Source organism: Pseudomonas sp. LM13 (assembly GCF_041381355.1).
Taxonomy (GTDB): Bacteria; Pseudomonadota; Gammaproteobacteria; order Pseudomonadales; family Pseudomonadaceae; genus Stutzerimonas; species Stutzerimonas frequens.
Genome location: NZ_JACBXH010000135.1, coordinates 1 through 635, shown reverse-complemented (window position 1 = coordinate 635; position 635 = coordinate 1). Strand labels below are relative to the sequence as shown.

1 protein-coding gene is annotated in these 635 nt (G+C 52.6%); it reads left to right on the top strand.

Annotated features, from left to right (window positions below; all coding sequences use genetic code 11):
• Positions 1-239: 239 nt before the first annotated feature.
• Positions 240-569, top strand: coding sequence for a four-helix bundle copper-binding protein (locus HZR81_RS23705; protein ID WP_003283205.1), 330 nt, complete (start codon positions 240-242; stop codon positions 567-569).
• Positions 570-635: the final 66 nt, after the last annotated feature.

Genomic DNA, 635 nt, shown 5'->3' with positions numbered 1-635 from the left:
CCTAAAGAGAGGTTAACGAGGCAGTCGGGCTAACAAGCAGCTGACACTCTGGCGGCTCTCACTTGCAGACCTTCCGAATAAATATCCGTCACCAGGCGAACCTTACAGCATTGTAATTAAGTTGGTCGAACCGGGCGCGACAAGGGCATGTCGTATTTTCTGTGGTTGCTAAGACGCTGATGCGACAATTCAGCGAGTAGGCCACCGTCGAATACAACTATCGAAACCTGGAGAACGCAATGACAAATTCAATGTTCACTTCCTGCATCCAAGCTTGTTCGAACTGTGCCCTGGTGTGCGAAATGTGCGCCGCTGCTTGCCTACGCGAGGATGACGTGAAAATGATGGCTCGATGCATCGAGCTTGACCGTGACTGCGCGGACATCTGCGCGTTGGCCGCCACCCTGATGAGCCGTGAAAGTGAGTACGCAAAAGAGTTCTGCTCCCTTTGTGCAAAGATCTGCCGGGCATGTGGTGAGGAATGCGCGAAACATCAGATGGATCACTGCCAAGAGTGTGCAAAGGCGTGCATGAACTGCGCTGAGGAATGTGAGCGTATGGTTGCGTAACACCCATAACTCAATGCTCTGGCACAACCACGCTGGTGGTGCCAGAGCCGGAAAGTCAGAATCAAA

Coding starts and splice junctions, on each gene's coding strand:
- HZR81_RS23705 (WP_003283205.1), top strand. CDS start 240: ATGACAAATTCAATGTTCACTTCCTGCATCCAAGCTTGTTCGAACTGT.